Below are 16,992 nucleotides of genomic sequence, written 5' to 3'. Positions count from 1 at the left end.
TTAAGAGCGAAAAAGCGAGTTTGTATCGATGCTTTTGAATTCGACGCTGCTTTGGTAGAATGCGGCCCTTTGTAGCACCTTGCTATGTTTATTCGTTAAGTGAGATATATTCATGAACAAAAGCCATGTGATTATTGGTTTAACTAACCCAAAGAGCCCGACGAATGTTGGCGCTGTTATGCGTGCGGCTGGTTGTTACCAAGTCGACGAAGTTAAATACACAGGGCAACGCTACGAAAAAGCCGCTAAATTCCACACTGATACGAAGAGCGCAGCGCGCACGATCCCGCTTACTGCCGCTGAGTCATTTTTAGATAATCTTGACGCGGAAACTCAGATTGTGTGTGTAGAACTAGCAGAAGGTGCGACACCACTGCCTCGTTTTAAACACCCTGAAAACGCTATCTATATCTTTGGCCCTGAAGACGGCTCAATTTCTCAAGATGTTGCGGATAGAGCTGACCACGTTGTGTATGTACCTACGGTTGGCTGCATGAACTTGGCTGCGACAGTGAATGTGCTGCTTTATGACCGCCTTGCAAAGTCAGATGAAATGGATGAGAGCAACGAGCTTATTAAAAAGAGCCGTGATAATCGCAATCACTTATTAGTAAAAGAAAAGTAATTCTCCGCTTCTAGTGTTATCTATCCCTCATGCAATCGGATATTATCTGAGTTCACCACCAGATATTTGAAGGGTTAGATAACACCATGGAAGACAAGCAATTACTTGCCGCGCTACAACAAAATCCTGTCCTCGATTTATACAAGTTATTCCAAGAAGTCGGTCAAAACCACTCTTTATATGCTTTATTAGAGCGATTATCTTCCCTTAAAGAACAGCATCAATTAAATACTCGTCTTAGCCCTTTCAAACCTCACATTGAAGGATTATTGGCTCAATTTGATAGCACTACTCCGGATAGCGAGATCCTCAAAGCGGTCGCTCTTCAGTCTGAGATTCAACAACGAGGCCACAGCATGAGCCGTTACATCATGACATCAGACAATCACCGTCATTTTTCTCCAAATGCAGACTTAGTGATGTTTGGTGACTCGATCACTGAATGGGCTCCGTGGGCGGATATTTTCCGCGATGTTTCGATGGTCAACCGCGGCCTAGCAGGCGACACCACAAACGGTATGTTGCGCCGTATTGATACCACGTTGAATGTGAAGCCAAAGCTGGTGTGCTTTATGGCAGGGATAAACGATTTGGCTCAGGGTTATGGTGTCGAACATATCTACCAGAACTACATTGATATGCTTGAAGTGTGGCAAGCAAACGATATTCGAATCTTGGTGCAATCAACGCTTTATGTTGGCTCTAAACTGCAAGGTTTGAATTCGTCGGTTGAACTGCTCAATAGCAAGTTAAGCGAGTACTGTTCTCAGCAAGGCATTGCGTTCTTAGATGTGAACTCAGTATTGTCACCTAATAAGCTTTTGTCGAATGAGTACTCGTGTGATGATCTGCATCTGAATGCTAAAGCTTACCAAGCTTGGGCTGAGGTGCTTCAACCTACGATAGCTGAGTTACTAAAATAAACTCACGCAAATAGCCAAGTAGATAAATAGACAGCTAAACCGATAAACAGCTTAGCTAATACAAGAAAAGCCAACCCCTAGATTTGTTTCGTGAACCATAAGGACATCAATGTGAACCTAAGACAGCTGGAAGTCTTTTACGCCATTATGCAAACCGGCACCGTATCTGGAGCCGCACGTAATCTGCATGTGTCACAACCTAACGTGACGCGTATTCTGGCGCACACAGAGCAACAACTTGGTTTTGGATTGTTTGAGCGTGTCAAAGGTCGGTTGGTGCCAACGGTTGAAGCGAGAACCTTGCTGCCAGAAGCGGAAAAGGTGTATCAGCAGTTAGGTCAATTTCGTTCTTTGACGAATAAGGTTAAGCAAGGACATCGGCACCTACGTATTGGTGCACCACCGATACTGGCGACCAAATTGCTGACTCCGGTAATAGCCCAAATGTCTCGCGAACAAGATCTCTCTTTTGAGTTACTAACAGCAAACCGTGATGAACTTTGTGCTGGATTATTAAAGCATGAGCTTGATATTGCCATCGCGTTTGGGGACGAAACACCGCCTGCCATATTAAGTGAAACACTCTTAACTGAATCCCTCAAGGTTCTGGTTCCATCCCACACTGTTGAACAGTTACCGACGGAATTAACCCTTGATGACCTGATCAATTATCCCTTACCAATCATCGGGCTCGATAGCCGCGATCCATTAGGCCTCCTGTTACATCAAAGCCTTATTGCGCGAGATGAGCATTATCACCATCCGATATCTGTGCGTGGATATAGCGCGGCGGCGGAACTGGTGAAGCACCAAGCAGGCTTTGCGATTGTTGACCCGTGGACGGCAGAGCAGTATCAACATGACGACTCGGTTTGTGTGCTTTCACTGCAGCCGGATATCCAATTTTCGGTCTCGATGCTTTGTGCAGAGCACACCCCTCAGTCGATTTCCGTTAAGCAATTTATCGTTTCATTGAAGAGCCACACTCACCCTATAACTTAAGGTTATAGGCTCGCCATAAATAGGTATTCGGCAGCTTCTAAGTTCTTAATTAAAGTAAACCCATACAAGGATTTATTAATTAGGAATACTCATGTCTATCGCTCAACCTTACCTTCTTTTTCTTGGGGATGTTACCGACCCACTTGCCGCAAAAACAGCTCGCGGTATCCACCAATGGCGACCAGAAATCTGCCTAGGTCAACTGCGCTTAACAGGCGATACGGTTTCTCTTGGCTTAACGGACATGACCTTGCAAGAGGCGCAAGCACAGGGCGCGAAAACGCTAGTGATTGGCACAGCAAACCCTGGTGGTGTTATTCCTGACTCTTGGCAGCCAACCATAATGGCCGCTGCAGAAATGGGATTTGAGATTGCATCTGGCATGCACCAGCGCTTGAGTGAATTTTCACCGCTTGCTGACATGCAACAGCGAGGATTGACTAAGCTTCATGATGTACGCCATTTTGATGGTGATCTAAAGGTTGGTAACGGCAAACCTCGTCAGGGTAAGCGCCTTCTTACGGTTGGAACAGATTGCTCAGTCGGCAAAATGTTCTCGGCGTTGGCGATTGAAAAATCGCTTAAACAAGCGGGAACGTCAGCTCAGTTTAAAGCGACAGGGCAGACGGGTATCTTGATTGAAGGTAGCGGGGTTTCGATTGATGCTGTGGTCGCGGATTTCATTTCCGGCGCGGTTGAAGCGATTAGCCCCGATTTTACTGACCACGAATGGGACATCATTGAAGGCCAAGGTTCGTTATTTAACCCTTCGTTTGCAGGCGTGAGTTTGGGTCTTTTACATGGCGCACAAGCTGATGCTTTGGTGTTGTGTCATGAAGTTGGGCGACCACATATTCGCAACCTTCCTCATGCGCAATTGCCAACGATTGAACAGACGATCGAAGCTAACTTGCAAGCCGCGCGATTGACGAATCCAGATGTGAAATTGGTTGGCATCTGCTTGAACACGTCGGCAATCAGCATTGAAGACGCTGAGACATTATGCCAAGAATGGACCACACTCTATCAAGTGCCCGTGACGGACCCAGTACGTTTTGGTGTACAAAATATTACTGATCATTTGCGACATTCACTTTAACGATTTCATCATTTCTACGTTTCCATTTGTTAAAGCGAACATCAACCGAGTGAAATTATGAAGATTACAGCAGAACCTATTACTATCGCGATGCAAACACCTTTTCGCATCTCTCGTGGCAGCCGAACTGAGTGTCACGTTGTTCGTGTTTATATTGAACATGATGGCAAACAAGCTCAGGGCGAATGCACGCCTTACCCACGATACGGCGAGTCATCGGAGTCTGTGTTAGCGCAAATCCAACAAGCGTCTAGTGCCCTTGAAGGTATGTTTGAGCGAGGCGTTACCGATCCCGCAGAGCTAAGAGATCATCTTCAGTCTTTATTGACCGGAGGGGCAGCGCGAAATGCGGTCGATTGTGCGCTTTGGGATTTCGAAGCGCAGCAGAACGAACAGATGTTTCCAAATAGCTTGTTTGAGTTACCTGCTCAAATTGTGACTGCAATGACAGTCTCCATCGGCACACCAAAAGCTATGGCGACCCAAGCTCGAGATTATGTGGCGAATGGTGCGAAACTTCTAAAAGTGAAGCTTGATGGCGAGCAGGTAGTAGAGCGTGTTTGCGCTGTGCGAGAAGCTGCACCTGATGTTCAGATTGTACTGGATGCTAATGAAGCGTGGACAGGGTTGAATCTCGAAGAGTTGTTTAATCAACTTACTGAGTTTGATATCGCGATGATCGAGCAGCCTTTGCCGCAACAACATGATGCGTCACTGGCACATATCAATCACCCGATCCCACTGTGTGCTGATGAAAGCTGTCATACCACTTCGCAACTATCATCTTTGTTAGGCAAGTATGAAATGGTCAACATCAAGCTCGATAAAACGGGCGGTTTGACCGAAGCCTTGGTACTTGCTGAGGAAGCTCAAAGGCTCGGTTTTACTTTGATGTCGGGTTGTATGTTAGGCACCTCATTGGCGATGCGAGCGGCGCTGCCTATTGCGGTTCAGTCTGAGATTGTCGACCTCGATGGTCCGGTGTTACTTGGACAAGATGTTACGCCAGCTTTAACTTATCGAGATGGTATGATCATTATCTAAGATCGTTCAGTTTCGGCTAGTTGATGGACATGACATAATAAATGAAATCGCATCAGTGAAAGCTTGTGCGATTTTTTAGATCTCTAAACCTTAACTTATTAAATAATCAAAGATTTTCCCTGATTGATTGAGAGTGCTATTCGTATAATTTAAGGGCTTATTGATAAACTAATCACGTTTCTGTCGGTGGGGTCACTTTCTATTATCGCAAAACAGACAGCTCAAGCTTTATAAAACAATTGTTATGATATCTTATGTGAAATGTTAATGATTACTCTTCATTTAATAGCTTCACTAAAGCTATTCGATGCAAACCTAAGTAAGGCTCACACCCTAACTAATTGAATCATTGACAGTTCCTGTTGATTATTTGATGAGAAGAAGGTGGGGCGAGTGAGTAGTCATGTCTCCGAGGTTGTAGAAAATAAGGATAGTTTCGAGCGCCCGTTCTCGATCAAAATCCCACGTCGTAAGTGGTTTGGTTGGAAAGGTATTGAGCTGCGCTTAGTACTTGCGTTAGCCATGCTATCGATGACCACTATCTTCCTCTCGGTTGTCTCCAGCTTTACATTCGATGATTTAAACCAACGTCTTGTTGAGCTAAAGGAGAGTGAAATCCCGGCCTTAGATAATGCCGCACGTCTTAATGATATGGTGCGAGTGATTATTACAACGTCTTCTCAGCTCAGTGACGCTGAATCGAATTTAGAGCGCAAGCAGGCGATGCTAAAAATCGAAGACGCTATTTCTGTGATGAATAGCGTAATGGTTCAGTTTCCGGATTATCACTCCTATTTTAAAGATCTTATCGCCCAAGTTAATAACAGCCTTAGCTTGTTGTATCAAAGTGAAATTGAGTCAGAACAGCTCAACCAAGAACTTCGTAATCTACTGGAAGGTTTTTACCCGCTGCTGCAACAGGCCAGTGATTCACTTGATAGCCTACCTGAGTTTGACAAAGCTCAAATCCAGTACACACAGCTCAAGTCTCTGCTTTATTACCAATTAGGCTTGGTCGAAAAGTTGTATAACGACTCCAGTTTTAATGAACTGGATTACACCAGTTTGCGATTAGAGCAGGTAGGGGAAGAGTGGTGGAAGCTCTGGGTCAGTGGTGATTTAAGAAGTGATTTTCCTCAATTAGATCATCAACTCACGGTGATTTATAGCCTTGCCTCAAGCGATAGCAGCTTGTATGGGATGAAAAATAAAGCGCTCGATCATCTTTATCAAGAGCAATACTTCCTGCAAAACAGCCGCGAGCATTTGAACCAATTAACCGTGCAGATCGAAAGCAACACCAGCAAGGTGAATAGCAATATTGACCAATCGATTCAGCAGGCACAGCAATCTTTGCAATCTAACCAGCGTCTCTCTCTTTTCCTTTCTCTATTTAGCGTGTTGGCTGCCGCTGCTATTTCATGGTTCTACGTGCGCAAGAGTATTTTGGAAAGACTTTTACAGCTTAAAGACAACATGTTTGCGATTTCGACCGGCCATTTAGATACCGAAGTGTCCATTCGTGGCAAAGACGAAGTGACGCAAATGGCCAAGTACCTAAAGGTATTCCAAACCACGGCCAAAATCGTTAAGCAAACTAACCGAAAATTAGAAGCTGAAGTGGAAGAGCGAACCCTAGCCGAAGCCAAGCTGCGAGTGACTCAAGATGAGTTAATCCAAGCCGGAAAACTGGCTGCATTGGGGCAACTCAGTGTCGGGATAACGCACGAGATCAATCAACCGCTGACCGCAGTAAACAGTCACGTTCGAAGTGCACAGCTTTGGCTCGGTAAAAATAGACCAGACAGAGCACAAGAGAATCTTAAAAAGATCGAAGTCCTGCTAGAAAAGGTGGCTGCGATAACTCGTCACTTAAAAGCCTTCTCACGTAAGAGCGACGGCAAGATTGATAATGTGGAACTAGAGAAGGTGATTGGCGATGCGATTGATCTGTTTGAAACCAGACAGAGCCCAGTATCGATTCAATATTCGCCCCAAAGCTACCAGATGGTTCGAGCCAACAGCATACGCTTGGAACAAGTGCTGGTGAACCTCATCAGCAATGCTCTGGATGCGATTGAGCATAAAGAGCAGCCTCAACTTAGTATTGCAACGCAAGAGCTTTCGAACACCATGCAGATTTTGGTCAAGGATAACGGACTGGGCATACCTGAAGAAGATATCCCGTATTTGTTTGACCCATTTTATTCCAGCAAAACAACAGGTAAGGGGCTCGGGCTCGGCTTGTCTATCGCATACAACATAATAAAAGATTTTGGTGGCTCGATTCACGTGGAATCGGTTGAACACCAAGGCACCACCTTTATCGTCACTCTACCAAAAGGCACAGGTTCATGATTTCAGAAAAACACATAGTTCTTATCGACGATGAAATAGATGTCGTCGAAGCCGTGAGCGAAATGTTAGAGCTAGAAGGGTTTAGTGTCACCACCTTTACTGATCCCAACCTTGGCCTAAAGTCGCTTAAAGCAAACAGTCAGTCGGTTGTGTTGTGTGACGTGCGCATGCCGAAAGTGGACGGTTTGACGTTGTTGAGCTCAATCCAACACCGTGCCCCGAATGTGCCCGTTTTATTGATGAGTGGTCATGGCGATATCCCAATGGCGATCGAAGCGATGAAGCTGGGCGCTTTCGACTTTCTGGAAAAACCGCTTAATTCGAGTGAGCTGGTGGAGAAGCTTGATTTGGCGATTGCCCAGTGTCAGCACAGTTGCCCGTCAACCTCGGATGGCGATGGGCAGGAGGATTTACCGATTGAATCTGTGGTTATTGGCCAATCAAAAGCGATGGATACGATACGTAAGCAAGTGCTCGCTTTAGCGCATACCGGAGTCGATACCATCATCAACGGAGAAACGGGAACGGGCAAAGAGGTGATAGCTCAAGCTCTGCATCAATTCAGTCGTCGTAAGACTAAGCCATTTGTCGCGATTAACTGTGGTGGTATGACAGAGAGCATTATTGAGAGTGAGTTGTTTGGCCATGAAGCGGGTTCGTTTACTAGCGCGAACAAGAAGCGCATTGGCAAAATAGAACAAGCCAATGGCGGTACTCTGTTTCTCGATGAAATTGAGAGCATGCCGATTGCGGTACAAATAAAACTACTGCGTGTGATTCAAGAGCGAATGATTGAGCGTGTTGGTGGTAATGAGTTGATACCTGTCGACATTGTCGTGGTCGCAGCCAGTAAAGCTGATCTTGTGAGTTTGAGTGAGTCTGGGGAATTCAGAGCCGATCTCTTTTATCGCTTGAACATTGCAAGCTTAAACCTTCCGGCACTGCGCCAACGAAAAGAAGACATTCAGGTGCTGTTTCGCCATTTTGTGATTCAAGCGAGCCACAAATATAAGACGCGCCCATCGACGATTTACCCCGAGCAGATACAGCAGCTATGTCGGCATGAATGGCCGGGTAACGTACGTGAACTACGTAATGTCGCTGATCGATTTGTGCTGGGTATCGTCGGTGATGGCTTCGATCTTCAATCGCCAATTTGTGAAGCGTCCGGAGAAGATTTCGCCTTTGAAAAGCAGATGGAGCAGTACGAAAGGAATGTACTGACGGAAGCGCTAATAGAAAGCGCAGGTAACATTAACGAGGTATCAAGTAAGCTGAATTTACCGCGTAAAACCCTTTATCGAAAAATGAAGAAACACCAATTGGATAAAGAGAGTTTCAAAGCTTAATTCGTTCAGGTGTTTGTTAAATGGAAAACCAAAACCAAAACCAAAACCAAAGCCAAAATAAAAGCACAAGACAACAATGACCCATTTGGTTTTTAGTCGAATGGCTAACTGTTTCAAGTGATTGTAATAAAAGAGCTTTAACATCTGGCACAAAGCGTGCAATCCCTACATTGTGGCGTCAGCCCACATGAGGTTATTCAGTGTTGAGTCAAAAAAACATATGACGGTTATCCAACATTGAATGATCGAATAAAGGACATTAGAAAAATAATTGCTTGTTGCAAGGAGATACAAACATGAAGCAAATACTGAAAGGTTCGATTGCTCTGATATTAGGCATGAGTTCAATAACGGCATGGGCCGCTGCAGAACCAGCAAACTTAGGACCTCGTCCCCTCTTTTTAGTCAACAATATGGATGAGAGCCCTTTGAAAACTAAGCTGTTGAGTTGCAGCGAAGGACCTTTTCATCGTAGTGATTTTTCTATTGGGCATCGCGGAGCTGCGATGCAGTTTCCTGAGCACACTAAGGAATCCTATTTAGCGGCGATTCAAATGGGCGCAGGTGTTGTAGAGTGTGATGTGACCTTTACCAAAGATAAGGCGTTGGTATGTCGTCACTCGCAAAGTGATCTACACACGACGACCGATGTATTAGCGCACCCAGATCTTGCTAAGAAGTGCTCAACCCCGTTTACACCAGCTAATCCAACGACAGGTGAAGATGCTCAGGTGGAGTGCCGTACTTCTGATTTCACGTTGGCTGAGTTTAAGACGTTACAAGGAAAAATGGATGGTGCGAACCCAAAAGCCACCACGGTTGAAGAGTACATGAACGGAACTCCAGGTTGGAGAACCGATCTTTACAGTCAAAGTGGGACACTGATGACACACGCAGAAAGTGCAGCACTGTTTAAAGAGCACGGCGTTAAGGTCACACCTGAATTGAAATCGGCAGCAGTAGACATGCCTTTCAATGGATTTAGCCAAGAGATGTATGCGCAGAAGTTGGTGGATGAACTGAAAGAGGCGGGTTTCAAGCCTTCTGAGGCTTACCTGCAGTCATTCAACTTGGATGATGTGAAGTACTGGATCAAAGAAGCACCGAAGTTCGGCAAACAAGCGGTTTATCTTGATGACCGTGTTTATGAGCAAACGGACTTTGTCGCGTCTGTTGAGAACATGAAAGAGCTACACGATGCGGGCGTGAATATCATCGCACCACCTCTGTTTGCTTTGGTTGAGTTAGGTGAGAACAACGAATTGGTTGCGTCTAACTACGCAAAACTGGCAAAAGATGCAGACCTAGACATTATCGCTTGGACACTGGAACGTTCTGGCCCGCTAGCGCAAGGCGGTGGTTGGTACTACAAGAGCGTGAAGGACGGCATCAACAATGATGGCGATATGATGAAAATGCTTGATGTGCTGGCACAAGATGTGGGTGTGATGGGCGTATTCAGCGACTGGCCTGCAACGGTAACGTATTACGCTAACTGTATGGACAACGACGCATAGGCGATTCTGAGAGCGCTGTTACGTCGCTAATTATAGCGTTTGTATAGAGAGCGCTTAGCCAAAGAATAATAAGAGAAAAAGCAGCGGAACAAAGAGCCTCCGGGCTCTTTTTTTACCACTGAAATTGGTGGGACAGAAATGACCCAAATGATGGATTTTTAGTTGGACACGAATGACTCAAAAGATCTTGGCTAGTTTGAGTTTTGTTGTAAGTTATTGAAATTTAGTAAATAAAAATATGGCACGAAGGCTGCAGTAGCTAAGGTGACTTTCAACAATAAGTAAAGTAAGGTTTGAATATGAAAATCAGTGTTAAAGGACTGTTAATCGCTAGCTCATTACTACTTCCTTCAATGGCTATGGCAAGCGACTGCTCTAGTCGTGGTGTGTTAGACGATCGATACTGTGATGAAAACCAAGATTTGGTGGCCGATTCACCAAAGAACCCAGATGAGTGGAATGACCCAAGTACGCTTGTGTTTACCTACACGCCAGTAGAAGACCCTGCGTTGTACAAAGATGCGTTTGCGGATTTCCAAGCTCACCTAAGTAAAATTACAGGTAAGCGAGTGATTTACTACACAGTTCACTCGAACTCTGCGCAAGTAGAAGCGATGCGTTCTGGTCGACTGCACGTTGCTGGTTTCTCTACGGGCCCAACAGGCTACGCAGTTAACTTAGCAGGTTACGTTCCAATTGCGGTGAAGGGCGATGAGTCTGGTTTCCAAGGCTACAACCTAATCACGATTGTGCGTAAAGACAGCGGCATTAACAAAATGTCTGATCTGAAAGGCAAAAAGGTTGCACACACTTCTGCATCTTCCAACTCTGGCAACCTCGCTCCACGTGCGTTATTCCCAGCGAAAGGCCTAGTGCCAGATGAAGATTATAAAGTGCTTTACTCAGGTAAGCATGACCAATCGATTCTAGGTGTCTTCAATGGAGATTATGACGCAGCACCTGTGGCATCGGACGTGTACGATCGTATGGTAGCAGCAGGTCGTGTTGACGATTCTGAACTGAAGATCATCTACCGTAGCCCACGCTTCCCAACGTCTGCTTTTGGTTACGCGTACAACTTAAAACCAGAGCTAGTTGAGAAGATCAACGAAGCTTTCTTTAGCTACCGCTTTACACCAGAGATGAGCGCATCATTTAAAGGTGCCGACCGTTTCTCGCCAATCAGCTACAAAGAAGAGTGGGATGTGATTCGTGATATCGCTCATGCGACAGGTACGGCTTACACCAAAACAGGCCTGAAGAAATTGGCTGAAAAAGATGCGGCTAAACGCGCAAAGAAAAAAGCAGCTGAGCTAGCAAAACAAGCAAACAACGGCTAACTCTTTTTCTATTAGAAGGCTAAGTTTTAGAAAGACTTAGCCCTTTTAAAATACCTACTTCAACTAAATATCTATGCCCTCGCGGGTAGGGTATAGATCATTCGAAAATTCGCACAAGGAAATGCAGTATGGCCGTAGCAAGCTATGAAGGAATAAAGATAAACAACCTTTTCCACGAATATGTGGCAGGCAAGCCAATCCTTAAAGGCATTAATATTGATATCGATGAACCAGGCATCATCGCGATCATTGGTCCATCTGGTACAGGTAAAAGTACACTTCTACGCTGTATCAACCGACTCAACGATCCAAGCCAAGGTGAGATCATATTTGATGGCGCAGACCTGACTCAACTAAAAGGGCAAGCGTTACGCAAACAGCGCCGACATATCGGCATGGTGTTTCAAGAATATAACCTTGTCGAACGTTTAACGGTTATCGAGAACGTGTTGAGTGGCCGTTTGGGTTACATGACCGCTTGGAATGCATGGCGTCGTAATTATTCTGCGCAAGACCTAGCAAAAGCGTTCGAGTTACTTGAATTTGTTGGCCTGCAAGACTTTGCTAACCAACGTGCCGACAGTTTATCGGGCGGCCAAAGACAGCGTGTCGGTATCGCTCGCGCCGTTATGCAAGACCCATATATCTTATTGGCGGATGAACCGACTTCATCACTCGACCCGAAAACCGCGGTTGAGATCATGGAGTTGATGGAGACATTCGCAGAACAGAAAAACATTCCCGTGTTGGTTAACATCCACGATGTGAACTTAGCCAAGCGTTATGCCAAGCGCATCATCGGCATGTGTAACGGTAAAGTTCATTATGACGGTAGCCCTGAAGGGATCTCAGAAGAAGATCTAAAAATTATTTACGGGGGTGAGTCATGGCTGGATTAACCCCAAGTTCATCGCCAAGCGTACCGTCAAACCAGTCGCCAGCGAAGCATGAAAACCCGTTCAAAACCTCATGGACTAACCGAGCAATCATCGCTGCAATCATTGCCTACCTGTTTTACAGCTTTGCGACGTTAGGGCTGACTTTTGATCGTTTGGTCATCGGTTTTGGTGAAAGTGAGCGGTTACTATCAAGAATGTTTCCGCCTGATTTTTCGCGTACTAGCTTACTGCTGAGTGGATTAGCGGAAAGCTTACAGATTGCGATTATCTCAAGCTTCTTTGGCATCGTTATTTCATTGTTTCTGGGCTTGTTAGCTGCGAGAAATATGATGCCTTCAATCGTATCGACGCCAATACGTTGTTTCATTGCACTATGTCGCTCTTTTCACCCGGTGATCATCGCAATCCTATTTGTGAAAGCGGTGGGCTTCGGTGCCCTAGCTGGGATCCTGACTTTGGTCTTCGCATCGATTGGTTTTATTGCCAAGCTTTTTGCAGAAGCGATTGAAGAGATATCTTTTAAACCGGTTGAAGCGATTAAAGCAACCGGTGCCAGTTTTATCAGCGTCATTTTGTATGCGGTAATGCCTCAAGTGTTTACTCGTTTTATTGGCTTTGCTAGTTACCAGTTGGATTCAAATCTACGTAACTCAACCATGGTTGGCATTGTGGGTGCGGGCGGCCTTGGCGGCACGTTATTTTCGGCATTCCAACGCTTTGACTACGACTTTGTCGCTGCTATTTTGATCACCATTATCGCATTGATTCTTGTGGGTGAATTTCTTTCCAACATTGTTAGGAGAATCTTCTAATGACAACAGCATCTATCGATAAAGAGTGGCAGCGTTTTACACCAAATGAACGAGTAGCTCGATTTGCCGTTTACCTTAGCCTTGTGTGCGCGATTGTTTGGTCTTGGCAGACGGTTGAAGTGATTCCTGAGTTCCTATACGACGCGCCAGCGCAGTTTGCTGATATGTTCGAGCGTATGGTGCCAGTGGACTACGCTTTCTATCCTGAATCAATCCACGCAGCGATGATTGAAACACTGCACATTGCAACGTTAGGTACCTTGTTTACCTTGATATTTGCGATTCCGTTGGCGTTGTTGAACGCGCCAAATATCACACCTAATAAAGCGCTGAACTGGGTGGCTCAATTCTTTCTGGTGTCTTCACGTTCTGTGAACTCATTGGTTTGGGCTTTGTTGTTTATCGCACTATTTGGCCCCGGTGTTCTCGCAGGCATTATGGCAATTGCCATTCGCAGTATCGGCTTTGTAGGGAAGCTGTTAGCGGAAGCGATTGCCGAAGTGAACATGGGGCCTATCGAAGCTCTGCGCGCAACCGGCGCTTCTTGGATGAGCATCTTGCTTAAAGGGTATTGGCCACAAGTGATGCCCGCATTCTACTCCATCGTGTTGTTCCGTTGGGACATCAATGTGCGTGAATCTGCGGTATTGGGGTTAGTGGGCGCTGGTGGTATTGGCGTGGTGCTAAACGATGCGCAGAACCTTTTTGAGTGGCAAAAAGTTTCGATGGTATTAGTGAGTATCTTCGCAGTGGTTATCGTTGCAGAAGCCGTAGTGATCCACATCCGTAACAAACTCATATAAACATATGGTGCAATGCAGCGTGTTTTGTGTGATGTGTCAAAGTTAAGAGCTTATCTAGCATTTTGAAGCTCAAACGACCCTAGGTACTTCGGTCTACCTAGCGGTCGTTTTTTTATGTCTATTGAGTGACCTGAGACCTTGTTAGAAGGGCGTGACTCGTTTTTAAGTGTCTAGCTTTTAACTGCCAGCAGCGCATCCACAAATTCTGCAAATCCATAGCCACCCGGCTGCGACATCACCTTACTTGGATGATGATCTAACTTATCCCAATAATGCTTAATGTTTGCCACGCCAACGGTGAGTGGTAGTGATTCGAACATCTGTTGATCGTTCATTGAATCGCCGACATAGCAAGCCTCATTGTGGATTTGCTCAAGCGATAAGCCTTTATCAGCAAGGAAGCGGTGTACTGCGTTTTTCTTTGAGTGTTCGCCATACCAAGCATTGATATGAATCGAACTTGCCGTCGCGTGTGCGCCTAAAGCGTGTATTCTTTCGAGTACCGCTTGAACAGTTTCAGGATCAACAGGCTTACGGTTTTGGCCGATATCAATCGCGACCTCACACAAGCGGTAAGATTGATCCAAAGTTAGTGATAGGTCGGGATAACTCAACAAGATCGCTTCAACTTCTTGTTTTAGCTTAGCTTGGTTCTGACGCACTTGTTCTAGCGGTGTTTCAGATGAGAGTTGTAATGCACCATATTGCTTCTCTAGTAAGAAGGCGCCGTTCTCTCCAAGCACGGCATCGACAGGCCAAAGCTGCGCAATATGGTCACACCAACCAGCACAGGCTCCCGTTACTGCGACCACTTTGATTCCATTGTCTCTCAGCTTTTGTAACGCAATCAGGGTTTCTGGAGGGAGTGAACCTTGCCAAGTGAGCGTGTCATCGACGTCGGTTAATACCCAGTTGATGCGTTGCCAGTCATTACCTAGTTGGTGTTCCATCCTCAAACTCACTTATTCGGGTTTATTGTGTTGCGTGGAGTGCTCAGTTCGTCGTTAAACGTCTTTCTCTCAGTCTGACTAAGTGTCGTTAATTAACGCTTAACCGTGTTTAGAAAATACAATGTTTAGCAAAATCACCGGCTTCATTGGCAGTCCAGTCGCCTTTCGGCTTTTCTTTCATCTCTGTACACCAAGCTTCACTGCCCACTTCTGTACAAGCCATCAGTTGAGTCGCTAGAAATAGAATTAGCGCGATTTTTTTCATAATAAAGATTCCTTTATTCTCTAAATTTCTGCTTATAACTGTACCAAATACTACTAGCGATTGTTATAGCAGCCAGTGACATAAGTTTGCTAAAAACGATATAGAGTTGGGCTTGGTTCTAAGATGGGAAGCGAAGGGGGGGTAGACCGTCGCGATAGGCAAAATCAAAGTGATAAAGAGATTGAGGGGTAGATCGAAAAAGCCAGCAACATGTGCTGGCTTTGAAATTCTTGTGCGCTTCTATTCGTTAGTGAGCTTTAACTACTTGTCGAGTTATACCAGTTTCATCTCTTGGATGATGTCCGAAGCGATTTCTGGCTTCGTGCTCGTTGGTTTCTCGTGTAGGTCTGCTTTCAATTGTCCCTTACGGTTACTTAAGCCTGCTTCAAGTTTCTTGAGTGCTGCAGCGATAGCTGGGTACATAACATCGTCTGTAGATTTTGCTGTTACTCGTACACCTTCGTAGTTGGTGAATACTTCTACCTGATGTTGACCGTGTTCTTTAGTAATGATGATGTCGCAACTGATCAGTGATGGGAAATGGTTCGATATCTTCTCGAATTTACTTTCGATGTCTTTGCGTGACTCGTCGTTAATTGATACGTGATGTGTTTGAACATTTATTTTCATAAATCATACCTTTCCAATGACTGTGTCATTTAAACGTAGCAAACATCGGTGAGTTTAACCAACTGCGAAATAGCACATGTGTGATTCACTTCAGTGTTATCAAATAATCTCCCATTACTCCCTTGAAAGTCCGATGAACTGGTCGCATATTATGTTTCGTGAATTTCAAACGTGTTTAAAAATCCCTCACCTTTGAAGTATTACTCCAATTCACTCTTTCAACTTAGTTTTTATCGCCCTAATCACGCATCACTCCAAATACTTATTCTAGTCTGCTTTTATAAATCCACATCCATTTTAGTGAACAAAACATATCTGCTCTGCCTATATCACAATTACTGATATAAAGAACAATGAGATATTGAGATGAATTTTAGTACGGGATACTCTAACTGCCATCTTCTATTTGGATCCGTTAACATGAAAATGCCTGTTAAATTCGCTGTAATCGCAGCTTCCCTTTCTTTCGCTTTTAATGCCTTTGCTGCCCCTGTTGAGTTTCAGAAAATTCCAGAGATCATGCAGCAGTTTGAAACGGCAGAACTGTACGTTAAGAAGTCGGTCACTCTAGGTCGTTTGCCAGCAGAGTCTGAAATTGGCATTGATTTCCCTACCTATGTTTCAGACGGTGAGGGCGGTTACAGCATCGAGACAAATAACGTAATGACAGATTCTGTTGTTATCGCAAGCATGCCGAAAGCGATTGTGGATGATGTTTTCAACCAATGGCTAGTACCTAAAGAGACATGGATCAGCAGCTACGGATCTTTGCCAACCTCAACCACTGAATTTAAGCCCTTTAAGCGTATTAAAACCATTAAAGCGATTAAGATCGATGCTGAAATTCTTGAGCTGTTAGGCAGTGAAGATGGCAACACGGCGATGATCAAAGTGAGCTGGGATGAGAAGGGAATGAAGGTCTATAAGGATGGTTACTTGGCGGATTATGAGTACGGGATTGCCCCTCATGAGATGCAAGAAAACTATGAGCTAGCGCCTAAGTAATTCAGTTCAATGTAAAAAAAGCGCCCAGTTTTTGCTAGGTGCTTTTTTAAAGCCCACCAAAACATGACGAAACTCACACTTTTCTGACAATTTACCGCTCGTTGTGTTAGCATGCGCGGCTTGTCTTTGTAATTGATAAAAAACATATTACTCAGCGGGTTTCTTTGTTTATCTGCCCGTAATGACCTCATTCAGTTTGGCCTGACTTGGCTGAACATCTGCATTTTGCTCGGACGCAAAGAGAGTAGTACTCACTACTTCACTATGTACATTTGAGAGCACCATCTATCAAAGGCCTTTTTGAAATAGCCTAAATTAGCGCGAACTTAGTTCTGCGTGAAGGGTTTCGTTTTTCCAAAAATCCCTCTCGG

The 16,992-nt window shown here is 44.9% G+C and carries 16 protein-coding genes; 13 read left to right on the top strand and 3 right to left on the bottom strand.

The window, feature by feature from the left end:
• Nucleotides 1–112: 112 nt before the first annotated feature.
• The 12 genes from AC3CIA_RS17495 (at nt 113) to phnE (AC3CIA_RS17440) (ending at nt 13,771) form a co-directional block, all read left to right on the top strand.
• Entirely contained in the window at nt 113–625 is a 513-nt protein-coding gene (locus tag AC3CIA_RS17495; protein ID WP_102450444.1) for an RNA methyltransferase, read from the top strand.
• Between the two features lie 86 nt (nt 626–711).
• Entirely contained in the window at nt 712–1,548 is an 837-nt protein-coding gene (locus AC3CIA_RS17490) for an SGNH/GDSL hydrolase family protein (protein ID WP_488519368.1), read from the top strand.
• A gap of 111 nt (nt 1,549–1,659) precedes the next feature.
• Nucleotides 1,660–2,550, top strand: a complete 891-nt coding sequence (locus AC3CIA_RS17485; protein ID WP_488519367.1) for a LysR family transcriptional regulator — start codon at nt 1,660–1,662, stop codon at nt 2,548–2,550.
• Nucleotides 2,551–2,641: 91 nt separating this feature from the next.
• Nucleotides 2,642–3,649 (top strand): N-acetyltransferase DgcN, encoded by a 1,008-nt coding sequence (gene dgcN, locus AC3CIA_RS17480; protein WP_488519366.1) that lies wholly within the window; start codon nt 2,642–2,644, stop codon nt 3,647–3,649.
• A 57-nt stretch (nt 3,650–3,706) separates the two neighbouring features.
• Entirely contained in the window at nt 3,707–4,693 is a 987-nt protein-coding gene (gene dgcA / locus AC3CIA_RS17475) for an N-acetyl-D-Glu racemase DgcA (RefSeq protein ID WP_488519365.1), read from the top strand.
• Between the two features lie 384 nt (nt 4,694–5,077).
• Entirely contained in the window at nt 5,078–7,051 is a 1,974-nt protein-coding gene (locus AC3CIA_RS17470; protein WP_488519364.1) for an ATP-binding protein, read from the top strand.
• Nucleotides 7,048–8,400 carry a sigma-54-dependent transcriptional regulator gene (locus AC3CIA_RS17465; RefSeq protein ID WP_054541528.1) on the top strand — a complete coding sequence of 451 codons (1,353 nt, stop codon included), beginning with the start codon at nt 7,048–7,050 and terminating at the stop codon, nt 8,398–8,400. Before AC3CIA_RS17470 ends, AC3CIA_RS17465 begins: the two co-directional genes overlap by 4 nt.
• 296 nt (nt 8,401–8,696) lie before the next feature.
• On the top strand, nt 8,697–9,917 hold the full coding sequence (locus AC3CIA_RS17460) for a glycerophosphodiester phosphodiesterase family protein (RefSeq protein WP_488519363.1): 1,221 nt from the start codon (nt 8,697–8,699) through the stop codon (nt 9,915–9,917).
• Nucleotides 9,918–10,216: 299 nt separating this feature from the next.
• Nucleotides 10,217–11,257 carry a phosphate/phosphite/phosphonate ABC transporter substrate-binding protein gene (gene phnD, locus AC3CIA_RS17455; protein WP_004732989.1) on the top strand — a complete coding sequence of 347 codons (1,041 nt, stop codon included), beginning with the start codon at nt 10,217–10,219 and terminating at the stop codon, nt 11,255–11,257.
• A 128-nt stretch (nt 11,258–11,385) separates the two neighbouring features.
• Nucleotides 11,386–12,156, top strand: coding sequence for a phosphonate ABC transporter ATP-binding protein (phnC, locus tag AC3CIA_RS17450; protein ID WP_004732991.1), 771 nt, complete (start codon nt 11,386–11,388; stop codon nt 12,154–12,156).
• Nucleotides 12,144–12,968 carry a phosphonate ABC transporter, permease protein PhnE gene (phnE, locus tag AC3CIA_RS17445; protein WP_488519362.1) on the top strand — a complete coding sequence of 275 codons (825 nt, stop codon included), beginning with the start codon at nt 12,144–12,146 and terminating at the stop codon, nt 12,966–12,968. The genes phnC and phnE (AC3CIA_RS17445) overlap by 13 nt, the downstream gene beginning before the upstream one ends.
• Entirely contained in the window at nt 12,968–13,771 is an 804-nt protein-coding gene (gene phnE, locus AC3CIA_RS17440) for a phosphonate ABC transporter, permease protein PhnE (protein WP_004732994.1), read from the top strand. Before phnE (AC3CIA_RS17445) ends, phnE (AC3CIA_RS17440) begins: the two co-directional genes overlap by 1 nt.
• A 170-nt stretch (nt 13,772–13,941) precedes the next feature.
• On the opposite strand, the gene AC3CIA_RS17435 is transcribed toward phnE (AC3CIA_RS17440), so the two are convergent.
• The 3 genes from AC3CIA_RS17435 to hpf all read right to left on the bottom strand — a co-directional run bounded on the left by AC3CIA_RS17435 (nt 13,942) and on the right by hpf (nt 15,616).
• Nucleotides 13,942–14,721: an HAD-IIB family hydrolase gene (locus AC3CIA_RS17435; protein ID WP_488519361.1), complete on the bottom strand. Its 780-nt coding sequence runs from the start codon at nt 14,719–14,721 to the stop codon at nt 13,942–13,944.
• 109 nt (nt 14,722–14,830) lie between these two features.
• Nucleotides 14,831–14,986, bottom strand: coding sequence for a DUF3012 domain-containing protein (locus tag AC3CIA_RS17430; RefSeq protein ID WP_108150212.1), 156 nt, complete (start codon nt 14,984–14,986; stop codon nt 14,831–14,833).
• Nucleotides 14,987–15,259: 273 nt separating this feature from the next.
• Entirely contained in the window at nt 15,260–15,616 is a 357-nt protein-coding gene (gene hpf, locus AC3CIA_RS17425) for a ribosome hibernation-promoting factor, HPF/YfiA family (protein WP_004733000.1), read from the bottom strand.
• A 420-nt stretch (nt 15,617–16,036) separates the two neighbouring features.
• On the opposite strand from hpf, the gene AC3CIA_RS17420 reads away from it, so the two are divergent.
• The gene (locus AC3CIA_RS17420) at nt 16,037–16,621 is read left to right on the top strand and encodes a hypothetical protein (protein ID WP_054546278.1); all 585 of its coding nucleotides are present in this window, start codon (nt 16,037–16,039) and stop codon (nt 16,619–16,621) included.
• The last annotated feature ends 371 nt before the right edge of the window (nt 16,622–16,992 follow it).

This window comes from Vibrio sp. QJM3NY_27 (assembly GCF_057785955.1).
Note: the sequence above shows the minus strand (reverse complement) of the source record. Positions and strands in the feature narration are given on the sequence as shown.

What these genes read in the sequence shown, in the direction of transcription:
- AC3CIA_RS17495 (WP_102450444.1), top strand. Translation starts at nt 113, where the DNA reads ATGAACAAAAGCCATGTGATTATTGGTTTAACTAACCCAAAGAGCCCG.
- AC3CIA_RS17490 (WP_488519368.1), top strand. Translation starts at nt 712, where the DNA reads ATGGAAGACAAGCAATTACTTGCCGCGCTACAACAAAATCCTGTCCTC.
- dgcN (WP_488519366.1), top strand. Translation starts at nt 2,642, where the DNA reads ATGTCTATCGCTCAACCTTACCTTCTTTTTCTTGGGGATGTTACCGAC.
- dgcA (WP_488519365.1), top strand. Translation starts at nt 3,707, where the DNA reads ATGAAGATTACAGCAGAACCTATTACTATCGCGATGCAAACACCTTTT.
- AC3CIA_RS17465 (WP_054541528.1), top strand. Translation starts at nt 7,048, where the DNA reads ATGATTTCAGAAAAACACATAGTTCTTATCGACGATGAAATAGATGTC.
- AC3CIA_RS17460 (WP_488519363.1), top strand. Translation starts at nt 8,697, where the DNA reads ATGAAGCAAATACTGAAAGGTTCGATTGCTCTGATATTAGGCATGAGT.
- phnD (WP_004732989.1), top strand. Translation starts at nt 10,217, where the DNA reads ATGAAAATCAGTGTTAAAGGACTGTTAATCGCTAGCTCATTACTACTT.
- phnC (WP_004732991.1), top strand. Translation starts at nt 11,386, where the DNA reads ATGGCCGTAGCAAGCTATGAAGGAATAAAGATAAACAACCTTTTCCAC.
- phnE (WP_488519362.1), top strand. Translation starts at nt 12,144, where the DNA reads ATGGCTGGATTAACCCCAAGTTCATCGCCAAGCGTACCGTCAAACCAG.
- phnE (WP_004732994.1), top strand. Translation starts at nt 12,968, where the DNA reads ATGACAACAGCATCTATCGATAAAGAGTGGCAGCGTTTTACACCAAAT.
- AC3CIA_RS17435 (WP_488519361.1), bottom strand. Translation starts at nt 14,721, where the DNA reads ATGGAACACCAACTAGGTAATGACTGGCAACGCATCAACTGGGTATTA.
- AC3CIA_RS17430 (WP_108150212.1), bottom strand. Translation starts at nt 14,986, where the DNA reads ATGAAAAAAATCGCGCTAATTCTATTTCTAGCGACTCAACTGATGGCT.
- hpf (WP_004733000.1), bottom strand. Translation starts at nt 15,616, where the DNA reads ATGAAAATAAATGTTCAAACACATCACGTATCAATTAACGACGAGTCA.
- AC3CIA_RS17420 (WP_054546278.1), top strand. Translation starts at nt 16,037, where the DNA reads ATGAAAATGCCTGTTAAATTCGCTGTAATCGCAGCTTCCCTTTCTTTC.